Annotated in this window: 16 protein-coding genes; 11 read left to right on the top strand and 5 right to left on the bottom strand. The window is 64.2% G+C overall.

The genetic code is table 11. The features are described from left to right. The first annotated feature begins 13 nt into the window (after positions 1 to 13). The 4 genes from GRI59_RS13520 (at position 14) to GRI59_RS13505 (ending at position 4,072) form a co-directional block, all read left to right on the top strand. Entirely contained in the window at positions 14 to 694 is a 681-nt protein-coding gene (locus tag GRI59_RS13520; protein WP_160761773.1) for a CpaD family pilus assembly protein, read from the top strand. A gap of 3 nt (positions 695 to 697) precedes the next feature. After that, the gene (locus GRI59_RS13515) at positions 698 to 1,978 is read left to right on the top strand and encodes a pilus assembly protein CpaE (RefSeq protein ID WP_160761772.1); all 1,281 of its coding nucleotides are present in this window, start codon (positions 698 to 700) and stop codon (positions 1,976 to 1,978) included. 107 nt (positions 1,979 to 2,085) lie between these two features. Beyond that, the gene (locus GRI59_RS13510) at positions 2,086 to 3,057 is read left to right on the top strand and encodes a type II secretion system F family protein (protein ID WP_160761771.1); all 972 of its coding nucleotides are present in this window, start codon (positions 2,086 to 2,088) and stop codon (positions 3,055 to 3,057) included. A gap of 19 nt (positions 3,058 to 3,076) precedes the next feature. Continuing rightward, on the top strand, positions 3,077 to 4,072 hold the full coding sequence (locus GRI59_RS13505) for a type II secretion system F family protein (RefSeq protein ID WP_160761770.1): 996 nt from the start codon (positions 3,077 to 3,079) through the stop codon (positions 4,070 to 4,072). A gap of 48 nt (positions 4,073 to 4,120) precedes the next feature. Here GRI59_RS13505 and GRI59_RS13500 read toward each other — a convergent pair whose 3' ends face one another. The 4 genes from GRI59_RS13500 to GRI59_RS13485 form a co-directional block, all read right to left on the bottom strand. Continuing rightward, entirely contained in the window at positions 4,121 to 4,591 is a 471-nt protein-coding gene (locus GRI59_RS13500; protein WP_160761769.1) for a MarR family winged helix-turn-helix transcriptional regulator, read from the bottom strand. Continuing rightward, entirely contained in the window at positions 4,584 to 5,456 is an 873-nt protein-coding gene (locus tag GRI59_RS13495) for a crotonase/enoyl-CoA hydratase family protein (protein WP_160761768.1), read from the bottom strand. Before GRI59_RS13495 ends, GRI59_RS13500 begins: the two co-directional genes overlap by 8 nt. 105 nt (positions 5,457 to 5,561) lie before the next feature. Further along, a complete protein-coding gene (locus GRI59_RS13490; protein WP_160761767.1) occupies positions 5,562 to 6,347 on the bottom strand; it encodes an SDR family NAD(P)-dependent oxidoreductase in 786 nt (261 codons plus the stop codon). 113 nt (positions 6,348 to 6,460) lie between these two features. After that, positions 6,461 to 7,630 carry an acetyl-CoA C-acetyltransferase gene (locus GRI59_RS13485; protein ID WP_160761766.1) on the bottom strand — a complete coding sequence of 390 codons (1,170 nt, stop codon included), beginning with the start codon at positions 7,628 to 7,630 and terminating at the stop codon, positions 6,461 to 6,463. Between the two features lie 347 nt (positions 7,631 to 7,977). Between GRI59_RS13485 and GRI59_RS13480 the strand changes: the two genes are divergently transcribed. From GRI59_RS13480 to GRI59_RS13455, 6 genes are all read left to right on the top strand, one after another. Beyond that, complete coding sequence (locus GRI59_RS13480) at positions 7,978 to 11,121, top strand: TonB-dependent receptor domain-containing protein (protein ID WP_160761765.1); 3,144 nt, start codon at positions 7,978 to 7,980, stop codon at positions 11,119 to 11,121. Between the two features lie 71 nt (positions 11,122 to 11,192). Then, a complete protein-coding gene (locus tag GRI59_RS13475; RefSeq protein WP_160761764.1) occupies positions 11,193 to 12,719 on the top strand; it encodes a putative 2OG-Fe(II) oxygenase in 1,527 nt (508 codons plus the stop codon). A 6-nt stretch (positions 12,720 to 12,725) separates the two neighbouring features. Continuing rightward, positions 12,726 to 14,606 carry a tetratricopeptide repeat-containing sulfotransferase family protein gene (locus tag GRI59_RS13470; protein ID WP_160761763.1) on the top strand — a complete coding sequence of 627 codons (1,881 nt, stop codon included), beginning with the start codon at positions 12,726 to 12,728 and terminating at the stop codon, positions 14,604 to 14,606. 81 nt (positions 14,607 to 14,687) lie between these two features. After that, a complete protein-coding gene (locus tag GRI59_RS13465; protein ID WP_160761762.1) occupies positions 14,688 to 15,245 on the top strand; it encodes a hypothetical protein in 558 nt (185 codons plus the stop codon). 30 nt (positions 15,246 to 15,275) lie between these two features. Next, on the top strand, positions 15,276 to 16,007 hold the full coding sequence (locus GRI59_RS13460; protein ID WP_160761761.1) for a 2OG-Fe(II) oxygenase: 732 nt from the start codon (positions 15,276 to 15,278) through the stop codon (positions 16,005 to 16,007). A gap of 37 nt (positions 16,008 to 16,044) precedes the next feature. Next, positions 16,045 to 17,706, top strand: a complete 1,662-nt coding sequence (locus GRI59_RS13455) for a tetratricopeptide repeat protein (protein ID WP_160761760.1) — start codon at positions 16,045 to 16,047, stop codon at positions 17,704 to 17,706. Positions 17,707 to 17,785: 79 nt separating this feature from the next. On the opposite strand, the gene GRI59_RS13450 is transcribed toward GRI59_RS13455, so the two are convergent. Further along, a complete protein-coding gene (locus tag GRI59_RS13450; protein WP_160761759.1) occupies positions 17,786 to 20,746 on the bottom strand; it encodes a TonB-dependent receptor domain-containing protein in 2,961 nt (986 codons plus the stop codon). Between the two features lie 249 nt (positions 20,747 to 20,995). On the opposite strand from GRI59_RS13450, the gene GRI59_RS13445 reads away from it, so the two are divergent. Then, positions 20,996 to 21,568 carry a hypothetical protein gene (locus GRI59_RS13445; protein WP_160761758.1) on the top strand — a complete coding sequence of 191 codons (573 nt, stop codon included), beginning with the start codon at positions 20,996 to 20,998 and terminating at the stop codon, positions 21,566 to 21,568. The last annotated feature ends 64 nt before the right edge of the window (positions 21,569 to 21,632 follow it).

Below are 21,632 nucleotides of genomic sequence, written 5' to 3'. Positions count from 1 at the left end.
AAAGGTGACCACGATGCCGATTGCACGACACACCACGCTCCCCCAGCTTCCTGTGGCCAAGCTCGCTCTCGCGCTGACGCTGGGCCTCGGCCTTGCCGGCTGCGGTGGGATGCCCGCCAACACCGCGCTCTACAGCACCAAGGTGCCGGTGGTGGAACGCACCAACATGACGCTCGACGTCACCACCACCACGGCTGGCCTGCCGATCTCGGAACAGCAGCGCCTCAATGGCTGGTTCGAAACGATGGATCTGCGCTACGGGGATCGCATCGCGATTGAGAACCCGAGCCAGAACCCGGCTGTCACCAATGCGATCCGCGATCTGGCGGCACGCTATGGTCTGATGCTCAGCGAAACCGCGCCCGTCACGGCAGGCTATGTTCAACCGGGTCAGGCCCGTGTGGTCATCACCCGTACCTCGGCGGCTGTGCCGGGTTGCCCGGACTGGTCGGCCAAGTCGGACATGAACTACTCCAACGGTCTCAGCCCCAACTACGGCTGCGCCGTCAACAGCAACCTGGCTGCCATGGTCGCCGATCCGCAGGATCTGCTCGAAGGCAAGAAGGGTGACGTGGAAACCGTGATCGCCACCTCGAACAAGGCGATCTCGACCTATCGTGAAATGGAACCGACCGGCAAGGGGGGCCTGATGGAAGCAGGCACGGCTGCTAGCGGCGGCGGAGGAGGTAACTAAGCCATGAATGCTCCCTGGAAATCGGGCTTGCCCGGCAATCGTGATCCTTTCGCGGCCTATATCTGCGATGATAATGCGCTGGATGTGATCCGTCCCGTTGTGATCGAACTCGGTTGGCAGCCGGAAAAGTGCAACAAGGGCGGCCTGCGCAACGCGGTGCAATCGCTTTCGGTCAGCGCTTCTCCTGCGATCCTGCTGGTTGACCTGTCGGAAAGCGGCGACCCGCTTAACGACATCAACGCGCTCGCCGAAGTGTGCGAGCCGGGCACGGTGGTGATCGCCATCGGCCAGGTCAACGATGTGCGCCTTTATCGTGATCTGCTTTCGAGCGGGATCCACGATTACCTACTCAAGCCATTGTCGGCGCAGCAGGTGCATGATGCGCTCAATCAGGCGCTTGCGGTGTTCATGTCGCCCAAGGCGGGCGATGCCGATGCGGCCAAGCGTCACATCTCGACCGCCGTGGTCGGGACGCGCGGCGGCGTGGGTGCTTCGACGCTGGCGACTTCGCTGGCGTGGCTGTTCGCCGAACAGCACAAGGCGGCGACCGCCCTGCTCGACCTCGACGTCCACTTCGGCACCGGCGCGCTGGCGTTGGATCTAGAGCCGGGCCGGGGCCTGACCGACGCGATCGAAAACCCGAGCCGGATCGACCCGCTGTTCATCGAACGGGCGATGGTGCGCGCCGGTGATAACCTGTCGATCCTGTCGGCCGAAGCGCCGATCAACCAGCCGCTGATGACCGATGGTTCGGCATTCGTGCAACTGGAGGATGAATTCCGCCAAGCGTTCGAAATGACCGTGATCGATCTGCCGCGCAACATGCTCATCAACTTCCCGCAGCTTTTGGCTGATGTGAATCTGGTGGTGCTGACCTGCGAGCTGACGCTGGCCTCGGCGCGCGACACGATCCGCATTCTCTCGTGGCTCAAGGCCAACGCGAGCCATGCGCATCCGATGATCGTCGCCAACAAGGTGCAGCCCGCCCTCGCCGAGATCAGCAAAGCCGATTTCGAGGCTTCGATCGAACGCAAGGTCGACTTCGTGGTGCCTTACGACATCAAGGCGGCCTCGAACGCGGCCAAGCTGGGTCAGGTGTTCGTCGATGCCAACCGTTCAAGCAAGGCGACCGCCGCGATCCGGCAAATCGCCGAGCGCGTGATGGGCGTGAGCACGGAAGACACCCTTGCGACGGGCGGAGAAAAGAAGTCGCTGCTCGGCAACTTCGATTTCAAGGCAATGCTCGCCAAGAAGCCCAAGGTCGACCTCACGAAGGCCGACTGACCGATATCTGCGCACACGGCGCGGGGCGCTCAGACGTCCCGCAGCCGACGCAGTGATACAGGATTTGCGCCGCCGCAGCCCGGCGGAACCAGGCAGGAAGCTTAGACATGGCCATTATCCAAACCCTGCTCATCACGCTGGTGATCTTCTCCGTGCTGGTCTTGGCCTACGCGGTGATCGCCGGTTCGGGCGCGGCCAAGGCGCAGAAGCGTCGGATGCAGGCGCTACGCTACCGCCATTCGGAAAGCGTCGATGCCAAGGTTGATGCGCAGTTCAAGCGCGCTGTCGCTGCCCGCAAGCCCAAGACCTATCGCGTCGCAGGCTCGGGCTCGCGTACCGAAGCGCTGGCCATGCGCTTGAACCGCACGGGCAAGAACTGGACTGTATCGCAATATGGCTACATGTCGCTCGGCCTGGCGGTCGGGATCGCGGTGGTGATATTCGTGCTCAGCCGCGCGCCGCTGCTGTCGCTCGGGGTCGGCTTGGTGGTTGGCGCGGGCCTGCCGCACATGGTGGTCGGCTACCTCATCAACAAGCGCACCAATGCCTTTATCACCAAATTCCCAGACGGAATTGAACTCCTGGTGCGCGGCCTGCGCTCTGGCTTGCCGGTGACCGAGACGCTCGGCATCGTCTCGACCGAAGTGCCCGGCCCGGTTGGTCAAGAGTTCAAGACCGTGATCGACCGCATCAAGGTCGGCAAGACCATGGAGGACGCCCTCCAGGATACCGCCGACAAGCTGGGCATCGCCGAGTTCAACTTCTTCACCATCACTCTGGCGATTCAGCGCGAAACGGGGGGCAACCTTGCCGAAACCCTGTCGAACCTCGCCAACGTGCTGCGCCAGCGCGCGCAGATGAAGCTCAAGATCCGGGCGATGAGCTCGGAATCCAAGGCCTCGGCCTACATCGTCGGTTCGCTGCCGTTCCTCGTGTTCGGTGCGATCACCGCGATCAACCCGGAATACATGGGTAACTTCTTTACCGACGATCGCCTGATCGTCACCGGCCTAGGTGCCGGCGTGTGGATGGGCGTGGGCGTGCTGCTGATGGCCAAGATGGTCAATTTCGAAATCTGATGGCGGGGGGCAAAACATCATGATCAACCAACCCACCGGCCCGACCCTGCTTGGCTTCGACGTCGTCCTCGTCGGCACGCTGCTGGCTGGCCTGGCCGCCTTTGCCGTGATGCTGGCGATCTATGCTGCGGTCACGATCCGTGATCCGATGGCCAAGCGCGTCAAAGCGCTTGAGGCGCGGCGTGAACAGCTGAAGGCCGGGATCGTCACCTCGGCGTCGAAGAAGCGCACAAGTCTGGTACGCCGCACCGACACGACTGACCGCGTCAAGGACAGCCTTGGCCGCCTAAACGTGCTTCAGGAAAGCCAGATCAAGGTAATCCAGCAGAAGATGGCGCACGCTGGCTACCGCAACAAAGAACTCGCGGTGCTGATCATCGGCGCCCGCGCGATCCTTCCGGTGGTGGTGGGCATCATCTTGGGCTTGTTGATCTATTGGATCGACTTCTGGCCCGACTGGGGTCCGATAAAGCGCCTCGCCGTGTTCGGCGGCGCCGTGTTCCTGTCCTACAAAGGACCGGAGATCTACCTCAAGAACAAGGCGAGCAAGCGCACCAAGGAAATCCAGAAGGGCCTGCCGGACGCGCTCGACTTGCTGGTGATCTGCGCCGAAGCCGGTCTGACCGTGGACGCCGCCTTCAACCGCGTCGCCAAGGAACTGGGTCGCGCCTATCCGGAACTGGGCGACGAATTCGCCCTGACCGCGATCGAATTGAGCTTCCTCAACGAACGCAAGATGGCGTTCAACAACTTCGCCTACCGCGTCAATCTGGAAGCGGTGAAAGGCGTGGTGACGACCATGATCCAGACCGAACGCTACGGCACCCCGCTCGCGTCCGCGCTGCGTGTGCTCTCGGCCGAATTCCGCAACGAGCGCATGATGCGCGCCGAGGAAAAGGCCGCGCGTCTGCCTGCGATCATGACCGTGCCGCTGATCGTGTTCATTCTGCCGACGCTGTTCGTGGTTATTCTTGGTCCAGCAGCCTGTTCGATCTCGGACAACCTGATCAAATAGCAACGAGACAACCGAGCCAACCCCCGAAGGGCCGGAGTGGGATTATCCCTACTCCGGCCCTTCATCCGTATAGCGCGCAAGTCGCATGGCGCGGGCCCGCAGGCTCGCAAGCAGACGTCGCAGCGCCTCCTCATCGCCGGGCGCCAGATCGGCCAGCAGCTCACGCTCGGTCGCGCGGGCGAGCGGCATGACTTCGGCATGGATCGCCCGGCCCTCACCCGTCAGCGCCAGGAGGTGCGAACGGCCATCCTCGGGATTGGGGACCCGCGCGATCAGCCCGCGCTCTTCCAGCACCTTGACCGCGCGGTTGACCGCGACCTTGTCCATCACGGTCGCGGCGGTCAGTGCGCGCTGGGTCATCTGGCCCGCATCGCCCAGCACCGCCATCACCCGCCATTCGGGGATCTTCAGCCCGAACCGCTTGCGATACCGCTCGGCAATCAGGCTGCTGACCGCGTTGGAAGCGACCGAAAGCTGGTAAGGCAGGAACCCGGCCAGATCGCCAGCCGCCTCACTCATAAGGGCGCGCGTCCCACCAGGGGTAGAAATCTGGCATGTCGGCGCTGACCTTGCCGGGATAGCTGGGGCTGCGCTTTTCGAGGAAGCTGGCGATCCCCTCCTTCGCGTCGCCGGCGCGGCTGAGGCGATAGATCGCGCGGCTGTCGATCTTGTGCGCTTCCATCGGGTGATCGGCGCTGGACAGTCGCCACATCATCGCCCGCGTCATGGCGACCGAAATCGCCGAGGTGTTGTCCGCAATCTCGCGGGCGAGCGCATGGGCGGCGGGCAGCAGATCGGCGGGTGCATGGATGGAGCGCACCAGCCCACCCGTCTTGGCTTCCTCGGCATCGAAGATGCGGCCAGTGTAGCACCATTCCAGCGCCTGCGCGATGCCGACAAGGCGCGGCAAGAACCAGCTCGACGCGGCCTCGGGCACGATCCCCCGCCGAGCGAACACGAAGCCATAACGCGCGGTGCTGCTGGCAAGGCGGATGTCCATCGCCAGCTGCATCGTCGCGCCCACGCCCACGGCAACGCCGTTGCAGGCGGAGATGAGCGGCTTTTTCGATTCAAACAGCCTGAGCGTCAGCAGCCCCCCACCGTCACGCACGCGGGCATCGGACAGGTCGTCGACCTGCGTGGGATCGGAAAACACCTGCCCACCGCCTTCAGGCGTGAGGTCAGCGCCCGCACAGAATGCCCGTTCGCCGCTGCCGGTGAAGATCACCGCCCGCACCGCATCATCGGCGTCGATATCGTCCATCGCCGCGATGATCTCCTCACCCATGGTGCGGGTGTAGGCATTCATCTTTTCCGGCCGGTTGAGGGTAATGGTGGCGATGCCATCGGCCTTGGTGACGATGATCTGGGTGTACTCGGTCATGCGAAATCCCTCTCCTTATGTGCTTCCTTTGATGCCACGCTGCGGACAAAAGAAAACCCCCGCAAAAGCGAGGGCTTTCCTTGTGTCGTAATGACGGGCTGACGCTTAACGCGGCGCCATGCGGATCGCGCCATCCAGACGCACGTCTTCGCCGTTGAAGTAACCGGTTTCGATCATGGTCATGGCGAGCTTGGCATATTCCACCGGCATCCCCAGGCGCTTGGGGAACGGCACGCTGGCAGCCAGCGCATCGCGCACGTTCTGCGGCGCGGCGGCGAGCAGCGGGGTGTCGAAGATACCCGGCAGAATGGTGTTGACGCGGATGCCTTCGTTCATGAGATCGCGGGCGATGGGCAGGGTCATGCCGATCACACCGGCCTTCGACGCCGAGTACGCCGCCTGACCGATCTGGCCGTCTTCACCCGCAACCGACGCGGTATTGACGATCGCACCGCGCTCACCGAATTCATCCATCGGGTCGAGGCTCATCATCCCGGCCGCCGACTTGGCGATGCAGCGGAAGGTGCCGATCAGGTTGACCTGGATCACGAAATCGAACGCCGAAATCGGGAAGTGCTTGATCGAGCCATCTTCCTTGGAACGGCTGGCAGTCTTGATCGCGTTGCCGATCCCCGCGCAGTTCACCAAGATACGCTCCTGCCCGTGGGCCGCGCGCGCCTTGGTGAAACCGGCATCGACATCTTCATCGCTGGTCACATTGACCTTGCAGAACACGCCGCCGATTTCCGCGGCGAGCGCTTCGCCCTTTTCCTCGTTCATGTCGAAGATCGCGACCTTGGCGCCCTTGGCCGCCAGCGCACGCGCCGTGGCGGCACCGAGGCCCGAGGCACCGCCGGTGACGACGGCGGGGGTGTTGGCTGAAACTTCCATTGTATCGTCCTCTCAATCAAATTTCGTTGTCCCGGCGAAGGCCGGGATCTCGAGCGAATAGGTGGGCGCTTGCGGCCCCGGGCCCCGGCCTGCGCCGGGGTGACAGATAAATTCTAAAGCGCCTCGATGATCGTGACGTTGGCGACACCGCCGCCTTCGCACATGGTCTGAAGGCCGTACTTCTTGCCCTGCGCGCGCAGGGCGTGAACAAGCGTCGCCATTAGCTTGGTGCCGCTCGCACCCAGAGGGTGGCCCAGCGCAATCGCGCCGCCGTTGACGTTGAGCTTGGCCGGATCGGCGCCGGTGTGCTTGAGCCATGCCAGCGGGACAGACGCGAAGGCTTCGTTGACTTCGTAAAGGTCGATGTCGTCGATGGTCAGGCCTGCACGCTGCAACGCACGGTCAGTCGCAAACAGCGGCTCTTCCAGCATGATCACCGGATCACCCGCAGTCACGGTCAGGTTGTGGATGCGAGCGAGCGGGGTCAGGCCGTGGGCCTTGAGCGCCGCTTCGGACACCACCAGCACAGCCGAGGAACCGTCGCAGATCTGGCTTGCCGAGGCCGCCGTCAGCGCGCCATCAGGGCTGATCAGCTTGACCCCCGCAATGCCTTCCAGCGTCGCATCGAAGCGGATACCTTCGTCGATGGCGTGAAACTGGGTGCCTTCGGCAGTCTCGATCTCGATGACGACGATCTCACGCTCGAACGCGCCAGCCTTGGTCGCGGCGATGGCCTTCTGGTGGCTGCTATAGGCAAAACGGTCGAGATCGTCCTTGGTAAAGCCGTGCTTCTTGACGATCATCTCGGCGCCGACGAACTGGCTGAAGTTGATGCCGGGGAACTTTTCCTCAAGCCCGGCGGCCTTGGCAAACAGGCCTTCCTTCATGTGCAGCGTCACGTTGGAGCCCATCGGCACGCGGGTCATGCTTTCGACGCCGCTGGCGATGACAACGTCCTGTGTTCCGCTCATCACCGCCTGCGCGGCGAACTGGATCGCCTGCTGGCTCGAACCGCACTGGCGATCAATCGTCACCGCCGGAGTCGATTGCGGGAGCAGCTTCGAGGCGAGCACGCCCATGCGGCCAACCTGCATCGCCTGCTCACCCGCCTGGGACACGCATCCGGTCACGACGTCATCGATCGCGGCCGGATCAATCCCGCTGCGCTCGACGATCGCGTCCAATGATTTCGCCAGCAGGTCAACCGGGTGCACCCCGGCCAAACGCCCGCCGCGGCGCCCACCGGCGGTGCGGACGGCTTCGACAATATAGGCTGTGGTCATGTCTCTCTCCTTGGGCAGGCCCCCGCGAAGGGGCCGAGCGTGCGGCGCTTAATCAGTTTCGCTTCGCCACTCGCTTGTGGGAATGCGCCTATTGGAGGCCCATGCGCAAATCAAGCGGGCAAAAGTGACAGAATGCCGGGCTCTCCTGTGCGATCGGGTAACTTCCAACTGTTGCAGATGCGTAACACGCGGTGCGCAAGCGGGCAGGTCCGGGCGAATTGCGTTTGCACTGCGCAAAGGCAAGGAGCATTCGGCAGGTCGGAGAGGGCACCGGCTCGGTTTTGTCGCGCGCCCTTGACGTTTGAAGTGTAAATTGACTTGGTCAAACCTAGAGGAGGAAGACCACCATGAAGAAGCACGCGCTTCTCAAGGCTGGTGCGGCAACTGCCGTCATCGCCCTGACTGTCGCCGCTCCTGCCTACGCGCAGGATGCCGACGTTACCACCGATAGCACCGCAGAGGCTGAAGAGCCGGGTCAGGGCATTGTCGTCACCGGCACCCGTCTGCGTTCGCCGAACCTGGAATCGGCCAGCCCCGTAACCGTCGTGACCGCCGAGGAATTCGCCCTCACCGGTACGACCCGCGTGGAAGATCTCATCAACTCGCTGCCGCAGGTTTTCGCGGGCCAGGGCGGTAACGTCTCGAACGGTTCGACCGGCACGGCGACCCTCGATCTGCGCGGCCTCGGTTCCGAGCGTACGCTGGTCCTCGTTAACGGTCGCCGCATGGCGCCGGGCACGCCGTCGACTTCGTCGCCCGACATCAACATGATTCCGGCCGCTCTGATCGAGCGCGTCGACGTGCTGACCGGCGGTGCTTCGTCGGTGTATGGTGCGGACGCGGTCGCGGGCGTTGTGAACTTTGTCCTCGATACCGACTTCGAAGGGTTCAAGGTCAACCTCAACTACGGTACCTTCAACCACAACAACCGCGCCTCGGCCGACGTTCGCGGCGCCAATGACGCGCGTCGCTTCGGCTACCCGACCGGCATGGTCACCGATGGCGGCACCTTTGATGGCACCCTCGCCTTCGGCAGCAGCTTTGACGATGGCCGTGGCCGCGTCACTGCCTATCTCGGCTACCGCAAGATCGATCCGGTGCTGCAGGCTCGCCGCGATTACTCGGCTTGTTCGCTCTCGGCGAACACTGCCGCTGCCACTACGACCCTTGGTCGCCAGTACAACTGCGGCGGCTCGGCCACCTCGGCCACCGGCACCGTGTTCTACAACGAAGGCTTCGGCGCCGACTTCACCTCGACCCTCGCGCAGTTCGGCCCGAACCGTACGCTGCTCGGCGGCACCACGCCGTTCAACTTCGGTCCGCTGAACTACTTCCAGCGCCCGGACGAACGTTACACTGCCGGCCTGTTCGCCGATTACGAAATCTCGAGCGCGATCAAGCCGTACATGGAGTTCATGTTCATGGACGACCGTACGGTTGCCCAGATCGCTCCGTCGGGTAACTTCGGCAACACCCTGTCGATCAACTGCGACAACCCGCTGCTGGGTGCCGGTCAGCGCGCTGCCCTGTGCAACAACGCCAACCTGCTCGTCAGCCCGCTGCCGAGTAACGCCTTCATCGTGACCGGCAACGTTGCCGCTGAAAACGCCGCCCGCGTGGCGCGTGGCCTTGGCGAGCCGCTGCTGCCGACCACTCCGTTCAACTTCGTCAATCAGATCGACGGCACCAGCTACAACCGTGGTTTCGCTCAGATCCTGCGTCGTAACGTTGAAGGTGGCGGCCGTCAGGACGATCTCCAGCATGTCAGCTATCGCGCCGTCATCGGTGTGAAGGGTGATCTGTCGCCGGCTTGGTCGTATGATGCGTTCTACCAGTATGGTCGTAACAACTACGCCCAGACCTACCTGAACGACTTCTCGGTCACCCGTCTTGGCCGCGCCATCGATGTCGTCGCCGGCCCCGGCGGTACACCGGTTTGCCGTTCGACGCTCGACGGTACGGACCCGAACTGCGTGCCGTGGGACATCTTCTCGCCGGGCACTGTGACCCCGTCGGCTGCGGCAACTGCCTACCTCGCAACTCCGGGCTTCTCGCGCGGCGTCGTGAGCCAGCAGGTCGCCAACGCGTTCCTGTCGGGTTCGCTCGGTGAATATGGCCTCAAGACCCCCTGGGCCGACCAAGGCGTCGACGTGGTGTTCGGTGTCGAATACCGCAAGGAAAGCCTTGAGTTCAACTCGGACTCCGCCTTCAGCACCGGCGACCTTGCTGGTCAGGGCGCGGCGACCCTTCCGGTCAGCGGCAGCTTCAACGTGAAGGAATTCTTCACCGAAGTCCGTATCCCGATCGCGCAGGACAGCTGGGTCTATGACTTCACCGTCACCGGCGGCTACCGTTATTCGGACTACAGCACCGGCGTGAACACCGACACCTTCAAGATCGAAGGTGAGTTCGCTCCGATCCGTGACTTCCGCATCCGCGGTGGTTTCAACCGTGCGGTGCGTGCACCGACGGTGCAGGATCTGTTCGCGCCGAACCTCGTCGCGCTTGACGGTTCGTCGGACCCCTGTGCGGGCTTCGTCCTGACTGCTGCCAACACCGGCTGTCTTGCCCAGGGCCTGAGCGTCGGCCAGTTCGTCGCTCCGAACCCGGCTGACCAGTATAACGGTTTTGTCGGCGGCAATGCCAACCTGCAGCCCGAAATCGCCGATACCTACACCGCTGGTGTGGTGATCACCCCGACCTTCCTGCCCGGCTTCACCGCCAGCGTCGATTACTTCAACATCGACATTGCGCAGGCGATTGGCGGGATCGGTTCGGACACCATCCTTGCGGCCTGTACCGCAACGGCGGATCCGTTCTTCTGCGGCCTCATCAACCGTGACCCCACCGGTTCGCTGTGGCGTTCGGCTGGTGGCTTCACCACCAACGTGACGCAGAACATCGGTGGCTTCAAGACCTCGGGTATTGATGGTCAGGTGAACTACAACACCGAAATCGGTGATCTCGGCACCTTGACCTTCAACTTCCTCGGCACCTACCTTGATAAGCTGGTTACCGACACCGGAGTTACCATCCCGGGTCTGGATCAGACCTTCGATTGCGTCGGTTTGTACGGCAACGTTTGCGGTTCGCCGAACCCCGAATGGCGCCACCAGGCTCGCGTGGGCTTCAACTTCCGTAACGGAATTGGGGCTTCGGTGCGCTGGCGTTACTTCGACGGCGTCGGTCTCGACTCCGTGTCGACCAACACTAACCTGAGCAACACCGGTGGTACCGGCCCGTCGCCGGGCGGTGTTGCCCGTCCGGGTGCTGCCGGCTTTGATGCCGTCAACTACTTCGACCTGACCTTCACGTTCGACGCAGGGGACAACTTCAACTTCGTCCTCGGCGCCAACAACGTGCTCGACAAGGCGCCGCCGACGACCGGTTCGCAGGCTTGCCCGGCGGGTCCGTGTAACGGCAACGTCTTCGCGCAGACTTACGATGCGCTTGGTCGCTACCTGTTCGCGGGCGTGACGCTTGATTTCTAAGCGTCCGAACCGTTAGACACGAGATGGCGGGCCGAAAGGCCCGCCATTTTCGTTTCAGGGAACCAGTCACCTTGCAGCACGCCGAAGCCCTCGCCCGGATTGCGCAATTTCCGCTGGCTGACCCTGCTGCCGCGCTGGGTGCGGGCCTTGCCCTCATCAACGCTGATTTTCCCGAATTGCTGCTGCCCCACGCGCGTAGGCTCGCCGCGCGCCACCCGGACAATGCGCAGTCCCAGCAATTGCTCGGCCTCACCGCTCGCGCCTGCGGAGAGAGCCTCACCGCTTACGAAGCCTTCCGCGCCGCCGCTGCCCTCGCCCCCCGCGATGGCTTGATCGCTCATTCCCGCGCGCGCACCGCGCTAGAAGCCGGACTGCCCGCCGATGACCTGTTCGCCGCCGCCGCTCCGCTCGCGCCGCGGGACGGGGGAATCCTGCTGGGCCAGGCCGCCGCACTGCTCGCCGAGGGCCGTGCAGAGGAGGGCATCGCGCTCCTGACCAGCATCCTGTCCGCTAATCCACTTTGGCTCGACGGGCATCGCAGCCTTGCCGGTTTGCGCGGACAGATGGGCGAAGACCCGCTTGCCAGCGTTGGCGCGGCGCTAGCGCACCATCCGCGCGCAGCCGAACTGCACCACCTCGCCATTTCACTCGCCTTGCAAGCCCGCGATCTTCCGCGCGCCAGCGCCGCAGCGTCACAGGCGAAGGCGGTGCTGCGGTCGCAACGCTGGCTCAGCCTGATCACCGGACATATCGCTTCGGAAAGCGGCGAGCTGGACGCGGCCGATCCGCATTTCGCAGCCGCTGGGCCGCCCGCTGACCCGAACGAGGCGTGGATGTATGCCCGCCACCTGATCCGCCGGAACCAACCAGAGCGCGCTGCTGCGTTGCTCGAACCCCGCGTCAGCCAACCCGGAGCCTTGGCGCTGTGGCCCTATCTGTCGCTGGCATGGCGCATGACAGACGATCCCCGTGCGCATTGGCTCGAAGGCGATCCGCGACTGGTCGGGGTCTATGACATCGGCCTTACGCCCGAAGAACTCGCCGCGCTGGCTGCCCATTTGCGCGGGTTGCATCATGCCAAGGCCGCCCCGCTCGACCAATCGGTCCGCGGCGGTACGCAGACCGACGGCAACCTGCTACTGCGTACCGAGCCGCCAATCCGTGATCTCAAGGCGCGGCTACTTGCCATCGTCGCGCAGCATATCGCCCAACTTCCCCCACCTAATGCCGGGCACCCTACCCTGCTCGCCAATCGCGCTCCGGTCCGGGTTGCCGGATCGTGGTCGGTCAGACTGGAGAACGCCGGGTTTCACACCGATCACGTCCACCCGCAGGGATGGTTCAGTTCGGCCCTGTACCTCGCGCTGCCCGAAACGATGGGCGCTGGTCGGCATGGGGGGGCGGATGATCATGCGGGATGGCTCTCGCTCGGCGAGGCACGCGATCTGGTGCCGGGCCTCGCGCAGCTCCAATTGATTGAACCCAAACCGGGGCGTCTGGTGCTGTTCCCATCCACCATGTGGCATGGTACGCGCCCCTTCCCCCAAGGCGAGCGGCTGACGGTCGCCTTCGATATTGCCCGACCCCGACAGGATTGACGCGACATGTATCAGGCCACCCCCACCGCGGCGCTCCCCCCGGCTCTGACCGAGGCGATCCGCCTGCGCCAAGCTGGTGATGCCGCTGGCGCGCTGGCATTGGCAGAGGGCCATGCTGCGGCAACCGAGGCGGGTGCGCCCTTCCTCGCGATTGCTGGCCTCGCCGCGCTTGAATTGGGTGATGCACCGCGCGCGGTGACGCATCTCGAAGCCCTCGCACGGCTGCGTCCCGATGATATCGAGATCCGCGGCGATCTGGCACGCGCACTGCTGGCGGCGGGCCGTGAGGACGAGGCGCTGATGCTGGCGCAGGGTTCAGACCTGCCCGCCCTCGCCCGGATCGAAGCCTGGGTGCATCAGCAGCGCGGTGAGATGGCGCTGGCCGTGCAGGCCTATGGCCGCGTGCTTCAAGGTGAACCTTCGGATGCGGCCAGCTGGAACAATCTCGGCAATATCCACGCTGCTGCCGGCCATTTCGATCAGGCGATCAACGCCTTCGAACACGCGATCACCTATCAGCCGGACGAGGTGGGAATGTATCTCAACCTCGCCGATGTGCTGCGGCAGGCCGATCTGGGCCAACCGCGCCTCAAGGTGGCGCGCGATGCGGTAGAGGTAGCGCCGGACAGTCGTATCGCACAGACCGAGCTTGGCATGGCGCTGGCGCATAACGAACTGCTCGACGATGCCATTACCGTGCTGGAAGCAGCAGTCCAGCGCTGGCCCGACTTTGGCGAAGCACAGCTCGAACTCGGTCGGCTCTACGAAGCGACCAACCGCACAGAAGCGCTGGCAGCGTTCCTCGCTTCCCTCGACACCGCAAGCTGCCCGCCTGAGATCGCGTTCCTGCACGCATGGCTCGCCCAGCGCGAGGGGCGGTTCGAGGATGCGGCAAGGCACGCAGAGGCGATCCCCACAACGATCCACCCGATGCGGCGCGCGGCGTTGATTGGCAATATCGCCGAGCGGCTCGGCGATGGCCCCCGTGCTTTTGCCGCTTTCAAGACTATGAACGCCGCCGCCATTGCCGAAGCGCCGCCGCGCCATGGGCCGACGTACCGGGAAAGTGTCGAGGCTGATCTGGTCCGGTGGACACCGGAGTGGGCCGCGCGCTGGGTTCCGCCGCTTGCGAGTGATCCGGCGCGGCGCGATCCGGTGATCCTGGTCGGCTTCCCCCGTTCGGGCACGACGCTGCTCGACACGATGTTGATGGGCCTGCCTGAACTGCACGTGCTGGAAGAACGCCCGATGATGGCGGAAATCCTGCGGATGCTGGGAGACTTCGATCTCGCCGCGCTCAACCCCCAGCAATGCGGGCAGCTCCGCGAGGCTTATTTCGCCAGTGCTGTGAGCCACGGATGGGATGGCCAGCGCTGGCTGGTCGACAAGCACCCGCTCAATATGGCGCGCGCCGTGCAGGTCCACCGGATTTTCCCGAACGCCCGCTTCATCCTCGCCGAGCGTCACCCGGCTGACGTGGTGCTGAGCTGCTTCATGGCCAATTTCACGCTCAATTTCGCGATGCGCAGCTTCACCGATCTTGAGGAAGCCGCGCGCACATATGACGCGGTGTTCCGCGCCTGGCACCGCGCGAACGACCTGTTCCCGATCAACGCCCACGCGGTGCGTTACGAGCGGCTGGTCGAAGATTCCCGCGGCGAGTTGCAGCCGCTGGTGTCTTGGCTGGGTCTCGACTGGAACGATCGCCTGCTGGCCCATGAGGAAACCGCGAAGGAACGCGGCCGAGTGAAGACCGCCAGCTACGCCCAGATTGGCGAGAAGCTCTACACCCGCGCGAGTGGGCGCTGGCTGCGCTATGCCGATCAACTCGCGCCCGTGATGCCGATCCTCGCTCCGTGGGCGGAACGGATGGGCTACGAGGTTTGACGGTTTGCTTTGGGCCGCTTGCAGGGGTAATCAGGGCCGCGAGTGACAGGGCCTGAATGGCCCTTGCTGGGAGAGACCACCATGACCCGTATCCGTGCTGCCGCCGTTGCCTGCACGGCGCTTGCGATTGCCGCAGGTGCCAGCGCGCCGCTCGCCGCTGAAGACAAGGTCGCCCCGGACGAGAGCAGCTATGTCACCGCGCTGCGCGAGTGCCAGTCCAAGTCCGACCCCGCCCAGCGCCTCGCCTGCTATGACACCGCAGTGTCAGCCATGGTTGCCGCCAGCAGCGACGGCGAAGTCCGGGTCGTGGACCGTGAGGAAGTGCGTGAGGCGCGGCGCAAGCTGTTTGGCTTCACCCTGCCCGATCTCGGCATCTTCGGCGGCAAGAGCGACAAAGAAGACCCGGAGCAGGCCGAAGAATTCGCCACGCTCAACACCACCATTGCAGCGGTTCGCAATGTCAACGGCCGCTTCGTTATCACGACTGCGGAAGGCGCGGAATGGCAGCTCGATGAGATGCCCGCCAGCCTGATGCGGCCCAAAGTCGGCAGGTCGCTTGAGATCAAGAGCGGCGCGTTCAGCGCCTATTTCCTGCGGATCGATGGCCAGAAGGGCGTCAAGGGACGGCGCGTGCGGTAAGCCCGGACGTGACGATTTAGTCAGGAAAACATGAAGACCCTTTTCGAACTCAATCCGGCGCTCGACATACCAGCCTACGCCGCTCGCTTCGCAGCGACGGGACGGGTTCAGCTGCGCGATGTGCTAACGCCCGAAAGCGCCAGCGAACTCCAGATGGTGCTGGCACGGGGTACGGATTGGGGCATCGCGATTGGCGCAGGGACCGAAAAGCCCGCCAGCATGCGCGGCGCCCGCAGCCGCACACCCGAAGGCCAGCAGGCCCTCCGGCACGCCATGGAGAACGCCGAACAGCATTCGGCCCGCGGCGAATATGGCTTCCGCTTCGCGCATTATCCGATCCTTGAGGCGATCCGCGAAGGCTGGGATCCGGGCGGCGCGCACGAGATTTTGCTTGGACACCTCAACACCCCCGACTTCCTCCAACTGGTTCGCAAGGTCACCGGCGTCGAAGGCCTCGTAAAGGCCGACGGTCAGGCAACCCTGTTCGCGCCCGGCCACTATCTTGGCCGCCACAACGACAGTCATGTCGCCGAAGGCTGGGAAGTCGCCTACGTGCTGAACCTTGCGCGCGACGACTGGCATCCGGACTGGGGCGGCTACCTGCTGTTTCTGAATGACGAGGGCGACGTGATCGAGGGTTTCCGTCCCCGCTTCAATGCGCTGAACCTGTTTCGCGTGCCGCAATCGCACCTTGTCAGCTACGTCCCGCCGTTCGCTCCGATCGGGCGGATGGCAGTGACGGGGTGGCTGCGCAGCCTGTGACCTTGAGAGGCGCACGATGACGGGAAGCGCGCAAAGCGTGGCACTGGCAGCGAGCCAGCTCGCCGCGCAGGGCCGCGACGCCGAGGCGGAGACCCTTTACGCACGCGGACTGGCGGACTTTCCTCACGATGCACGGCTCGCCAACAGTGCGGGCAATTTTCATTTCAAAGCGGGGCGGCTGGATCGTGCTTTGGCGCTGTTCGAACGGGCGCTTTCGCTGGAACCCGATCTGGTCGAGGCGGGGATCAATGCGGCGATCACACTCAGCCGAATGGACCAGCCCGCCCGCGCCGCCGCGCTGCTCGCTCCGCTCGAAATGGCAGCGGCGCATAATCCGGGCTATTGGCGGGTGCGTGCCGACAGCGAGCGGCAAGCCATGCGTTACCATGAGGCCGAAGCGAGCATTGCGCGCGCGGTGGCGCTCGACCCGAGCGGAGTTAAGACCGCCCGCAGCCGCGCTCGGCTTGCTCTCGAACGCAGTGACCCCAGTGCGATCACCCTGCTAGAAACGGCTTTGACCCTCAACCGCGGCGATCCCAGCCTGCTGTTTGATTACGCGCAGGCACTCGCAGTTGCCGGCAGGCTGGACGAGGCGTTGGAGTGCACGACGACGCTCATTACGCATGTGCCCGGCTGGACCGCAGCGCTCAAGCTGCATGCCGAGCTGCGTTGGGCGGCGGGAGAGCAAGCGAACTTCGCTGACCACTTCGCGCAAGTCGCGGCGCAGCAAGGCGCGGGGCCAGACGTGTGGCTTGCATGGTCCGAGACGCTCGAAGGGGTCGACCGGCCAGCAGAGAGCGCCGCAATCCTCGCTCGCGCGCGCGCAATCTGGCCCGATAACGCCGTTCTTGCGCTGGCTCAGGCGGTGGCACTGGGCGAAGCCGGGGCCGCGGACGAGGCGCAGGGCGTGCTCGATCTTTTCGCAGGGATGGCGACGCCAGAATGGTCGACCGCGCGTGGGCGCAACTGGCTGCGACTTGGTGAGATCGCGCGGGCGGAGGCTGAACTGGCCACGGTATGCGCCGCCCGGCCCGGCGATGTTGTCGCGTGGGCGCTCATTGACCTGTGCTGGCGGCTCAGCGGCGACGCACGGCACGAATGGCTCCACGGACAGCGCGGGCTGGTACGGCAACTGCCGCTCTCCCTGGACGAAAGCGAGCGCGAAGCGCTGACCGCGCTCCTGACCCAGCTGCACCGCCATTCGGCCATGCCGATCGGGCAGTCGGTCAAGCGAGGCAGCCAGACCAAAGGGGCACTTTTCGCACGCGCCGAACCAGAACTCGCGCGGCTCGAAGCGGCTCTTCACGAAGCGATGGCAGAATATCGCGCCGGTATGCCGCCGCCCGATCCCCGCCACCCTCTGCTTGCACGCAGAGACGATCCGTGGACGATTGTCGGTAGCTGGTCGATCCTGCTCGACGGTCAAGGCCACCACGCGGCCCATATCCACCCGCGCGGGCTATTATCCTCGGCAAGTTACTGGCTGGTGCCGGACGAAGTGGAAGCCGAAGGCCAGCCCGGCTGGCTTGAACTCGGCAATCCGCCGCCAGGCCTCGCCGAAGGTCTGGGCAGCCTGCACACGGTCCGCCCGCAGCCCGGTACGCTCGTGCTGTTTCCGAGCACGCTCTACCACGGCACCCGCCCGATCTCCCAAGGCACGCGCATGACCGTGGCATTCGACGTCAGCGCCACCAGCTGACGACCCCCACGGGAAAAAAGAAAAGGGCGGCGGATCGTTTGATCCGCCGCCCTTTCTTGTTTTTCGGTTCTGACCGGGATCAGAAGCGGAAGTTCACACCCACGAAGAAGTCGCGGCCGAGAACATCAAAGAAGCTCGGCAGGGTGTTGCCCTGTTCGGCCTGCGCACCCAGAACCGGGGGCGCCTTGTCGAGCAGGTTGTTAACGCCTGCGTTGATCGTCATGCGCTCGTCCACGTCGAGCCCGAGAGCGAGATCGAAGTAGTTCCAAGCAGGGATCGAGCGCAGCGGCAGGGCGTTGTTCGGGATACGGTCATTGCCGCTGAAGGTGTTCTGCACACGGAAGTCTTCCGTAGCCCCTTCATAGCGCCAGCGCACCGAAGCCGTCAGCGGGCCTTGCTCGTAAGTCACACGCATGTTGTGACGGTAGTCGGGCAGGCCGTAGGTGCCCTCGACGATGTTCTCGCGCAGCGGCAGCAGGGCCACCGGGGTGTTACGGAACTCGTCAAGCCAGGTGGCGAGGAACATCACCGACAGGTCGCCGTTGAAGAGCGGCAGCGAGTAATCGATCTGAAGATCGATACCCGCGGTCGCGAGACGACCGACGTTGTCCTGCACGAGCGACGGATTAAGCCCGCCTGAGTTCAGGCCAAGAGCACCCGTGCCGGTGTTGCGCTTCCCGACGAAGGCCGAGCACGCCGGATCCTGCAAGTTCCGCACGGTGTTGAAGCACAGCGACAGCGCGCTGCCTAGACCGCCCAGACGGGTGTTGATCGTGTCTTCAACTTTGATGTTGAAGTAGTCGATGGCGATGTTCAGACGGGGGATGAAGCCCGGCTGAATCACCACACCCGCAGTGTAGGTATCCGACGTTTCCTCGCCCACATCCGGGTTGCCGCCGAAGTCGGCCTGGATCTGCGCGTTGGGCTGCACAGCGCGGGTGAACACGGCAGCATCCGGCACACCCGACTGGATGCAGAACGCCCGCAGAGCAGCTGTACGCTCGGCCACCGGACCACGATCCGAACACGGATCGGTCGCACCGGGGAAGCCGGTCGAAGCACCGCCGAACAGATCCTGCACGTTCGGCGCGCGGACGGCACGCGAGTACATGCCGCGGAAGCGGATGCCCTCGACCGGGGAAAATTCGCCGCCGACGTTATAGGTCCAAGTCCCGCCGACGCGCTGGAGCGAGTAGTCCGAGTAACGGAAGGCACCCGTGAACTCGAGGGCATTAACAAAGCCGTCTTCGATCACCGGAACACGAACTTCGCCGAAGACTTCCTTGACGTTGTAGCCGCCCGAGGTCGGTAGACCAGCGTTGAAGCCGAGCACGTCGCCCGAAGAGAGGAAGGTGTCGGGGATGAACTCCGAGCTCACCGCGCGGTATTCGCCGCCGAACGCGAAACCGATGTCATCGGCACCCGTACCGAGGTTGAACAGGGTCCCGCTCACCGAGGCCACCGCATTTTTCATGTCGGAGGTTGTGATGTTGGTCGCCTGGATCGCTAGGTAACGCAGCGCCGCCGGGTCGGCGAGGCCAGTCCCGAAGATGTTCAGCGGAACGCAGCCCGCGGCACGGGCCGCCGCATCTGCGCAGCGCAACTGGGTGGTGCTGCCCGGCACGAACTCGGTTGTCAGCGCGTTGATGAAACGGCTGCGCGCGATGTTGCCCTGCTGGATATTGGTGTTGGTCGTGCGCGAGTACGAATAGTACGCATCGAAGTTGATGTTGTCGGTGATCCCGCCGCGAACACCGCCGAGCACGCGGAAGGCTTCACGGTTGAAGTCCGAGTTACGCGAACCAATGTCCTGGAAGCGGAAGTTCACCTGAGTGTTGCGGTAGAGCGCACCGCGGGTCGCGTCGGCCGGGTTCTGGTTAAGCAGCGCACGGGTCTGGTCGTTGAAGAACGGGCTATTGACGAACAGCGGGGCCGAAACGCCCGCCGGGGTCGGTGCCAGTTCGGTCGCGACGTCGTTGCGCACGAACGAGAGTTCCGAATAGGCTTCGATGCCGTCGGTGAACTCGTAGTGGCCATAGGCGCCGATCAGGTAACGTTCCTGCGGAAGCTGCAGGTAGTTGTCGGGCGCGAAGTTGAAGAGATCGCCCGGATCCTGGAACAGACGCGAACCGCCGCCAGTGGGATTGAAGATGTAGGTCGACTGGGCACCCGTCGGGCCAGCGTTGAAGGTGCCGGTCGGCGTGGTCGCCGAGCCCTGCGGCACGAAGCCAAGTTCACCGCCACGGGCGATACAGGTACCCACAGCGATACCACTTGGGAACGGGGTGCCGATGTCACCGCGTCCGGTACTGCCGGGCACGATGCAGCCGTCGCCAGCCGCACGTTCGGAGAAGACGCGCGCATCTTGGAACACGGGATCACGACGGGTGTAGTTGGCGAACATGGTCACCGCACCGCGGCCATCGTCAAACGCCGAGCCGATCGCGGCGTTGAACTGGTAGCGCGCCGCATCGCCGCGGCCGGTCAGCGAGTAGCTGCCGCCCACTTCAAGCCCTTCGATGTCGCGCAGGTTGAAGTTGACGACACCGGCGATCGCGTCCGACCCGTAAACGGCCGAGCCGCCGCCGGTCGAAAGTTCCACGCCGCCCAGCAGGAACTGCGGGATGGTGTTGAGGTCGACGATCTGGTTGGTATCGTAGAACATCCAGCGGCGGCCGTTGACCAGCACCAGGGTGCGGGTGGCGCCGAGGTTGCGCATGTTGAGCGTAACCGCGCCGTTGCCCGGGTTGTTCGAGAAGCCGGTAACGCCAGGGAGGACCTGCGGCAGGGTGTTGAGCACCTGCTCAACGTTGACCGCGCCCGTCAGCCGGAATTCTTCGGACGAGACAACGGTAACCGGGCTCGTCGAGTTCAGGTCGCTGCGCTGAATGCGCGAACCGGTTACGAGAATGGAGGTTGTTTCAGTCGTTTCTTCAGCCGAACCCGAAACAGTCTCGGTCTGGGCGTAGGCCGGAGTGGCGAACACGGCGCCAGCCATGATCGTCCCGGCGAGCAGCGATGCCTTATGGAAGCGTTGCATTTTGCAGGTCCCCTAGTTGCACGCGAACGAGGTGCCCGCGTTGTAGTGATAGGCGCTTAAGACAATCGCGTTCCTGCCTGCAATTGGCCGATTGTGGGCGAGCCACAGTTGCTTGCAGACTGTGGCAGATCGGCTACAGTCTCGTTACATTACTGTGGATGCTCAGTGTGTCTTATCTGCAATAGTTTGCAGATTGACCATGTCATTGCTGTGTCTTGAACTTCACCTCACCGCCAAGGAGATTCGCGCATGATCGGCAAGTCAGAGAAACGTCCGGGTGCGAAGCGCCGCATGGTGCGCGGCGGCGTAGCACTCGCCCTTGTGTTGGCGGGCGGTGCGGCTGTGGTCGCGCAAGTTCCCGCTGTGCAAGGGGCTGCTGCTATGCTCGACGGCTTACGCGGCTGCCGCAGCATCGCGGGCGTGCCCGAGCGCGCGGCCTGCTATGACGATAAGGTTGGCGCGCTGCTCGGCGCGGTGGAAGCGGGCGAAGTCCGGCTCGTTGATCGTGAGGAAGTGCGCAAGACACGGCGCCAACTTTTTGGTCTCACCTTGCCCGAGATCGACATGTTGAAGGCCGAACCCAAAGACGAGGCCGAGCTTTCGGACCTGTTCGAGACGACGATCGCCAGCGGTCGCCAGACCGGCCCCCGCACTTGGCGCTTCACCACCGCCGAGGGCGCGGTGTGGGAAATCAACAGCCCGCCCCGCAAGATCGCCCCGATCATGCCGGGCGACAAAGTGGTCTTCAAGCAGGCCTCGCTCGGCTATTACTTCATCCGCATAAACGGGCAGATCGGGGTCAAGGGCCGGCGCGTCATTTGATGGCGGACATCCGTCCCGCGCTCTCGCCAAAGCAAAGGGCCCGGACATTGCTGCCCGGGCCCCT

This window comes from Erythrobacter ramosus, assembly GCF_009828055.1.
Taxonomy (GTDB): domain Bacteria; phylum Pseudomonadota; class Alphaproteobacteria; order Sphingomonadales; family Sphingomonadaceae; genus Erythrobacter; species Erythrobacter ramosus.
This window is presented reverse-complemented; position numbering and strand designations above follow the sequence as displayed.